1 protein-coding gene is annotated in these 1,503 nt (G+C 68.7%); it reads left to right on the forward strand.

The window, feature by feature from the left end:
- On the forward strand, positions 1-1,324 hold a 1,324-nt coding region (locus tag ABZS69_RS63400), incomplete at its 5' end, for a non-ribosomal peptide synthetase (protein ID WP_355393593.1).
- Positions 1,325-1,503 lie beyond the last annotated feature (179 nt).

A 1,503-nucleotide genomic window follows, 5' to 3' on the forward strand; every position in this document is an offset into this window, starting at 1 on the left:
CACCTCCGGGTCGACGGGCCGCCCGAAGGGCGTGGTGGTCACCCAGGCCGGCCTCGCGAACTACGTCGCTTCGGTGCCCGGACGTCTGGGGATGGCAGGGGGCCGGTATGCGCTGGTGCAGGGGCAGGCGACCGACCTGGGGAACACGGTGGTGTTCGCCAGTCTGACCTCGGGCGGGCAGCTGCACATTCTGTCTGAGGCTGCGGCTACCGACCCGGCTGCTTTGAGCGGTTTGCGGGTGGATTTCCTGAAGGTGGTGCCCTCGCATCTGGCGGCGTTGGGTGCGGCGGGTGGGTTGGAGCCGGTGTTGCCGGATCGGTCGTTGGTGCTGGGTGGGGAGGCGGCGGCGCCGGGCTGGATCGAACACCTGCTGGAGGCAGCAGGGCGGCGTGGTTGCGCGGTGTTCAACCATTACGGCCCGACCGAGGCGACGATCGGCGTCGCGACGACCCGCCTGCAGCCCGGAGGCGTGGTGGTCCCGGTCGGGACGCCGGTCGCGAACACGAGCCTGTATGTGCTGGATGAGCATCTTGCGCCGGTCCCTGCGGGGGTGACGGGCGAGTTGTATATCGCCGGGGCGCAGGTGGCGCGCGGCTATCTGGGGCGGCCGGGGTTGACCGGGGAGCGGTTCGTGGCCTGCCCGTTCGAGAGCGGGCGGATGTATCGGACGGGTGATCGGGCTCGCTGGACTGCCGACGGGCAGGTGGTTTTTGCGGGCCGGGTGGATGACCAGGTCAAGATTCGTGGTTTCCGGGTGGAGCCGGGCGAGGTCAGCGCGGTGCTGGCCGGGTGTCGGGGTGCGGAGCAGGTGGCTGTGGTCGCTCGGGAAGAGGCGCCGGGTGATGTGCGGCTGGTGGGTTATCTGGTGGCCGGGGACACGGACAACACGGCAGAGCTGCCGTCGCTGGTGCGCCGGTTCGCGGCTGAGCGGTTGCCGGACCATATGGTGCCTTCGGCGTGGGTGGTGCTGGATGCTCTGCCGTTGACGGCGAACGGGAAGCTGGATCGTCGTGCGCTGCCTGCTCCGGATCATGCGGCTGCCGCGGGTGCTGGTCGTGGGCCGTCCGGGCCGCGGGAAGAGGCGTTGTGTGCGGCGTTCGCCGAGGTTCTGGGGGTGCCTGCGGTCGGGGTGGATGACGACTTCTTCGAGTTGGGCGGTCATTCGCTGCTGGCGGTGCGGCTGGTCAGCCGGATCCGGGCCCTGCTGGACGTGGACGTCCAGGTTCGTACCCTGTTCGATGCCCCCACGGTAGCGAGTCTCGCGCTGCAGATCGGCGAGGAGAAGACCACCCGGCCCGCGCTGCGCCCGATGCGTGACCGCTGACGTCAGCCGCGTTCAACTGCCGCCGCAGCGCAGTTGAACGCGGCAGAAATGCGCGCATTGTCCATTCCAGAGGCATGCGCCATAGTGGACCACGCCGGTGACCGGGGAAATCCGATTTTCTTAATTCATTTTGCGTGCCCCGGTGTTTGGGCGGCTTTTTCACAGAAAAAGGGGTCCCG

The sequence above is a fragment of the Nonomuraea sp. NPDC005650 genome (genome assembly GCF_040605375.1).
GTDB lineage: Bacteria > Actinomycetota > Actinomycetes > Streptosporangiales > Streptosporangiaceae > Nonomuraea.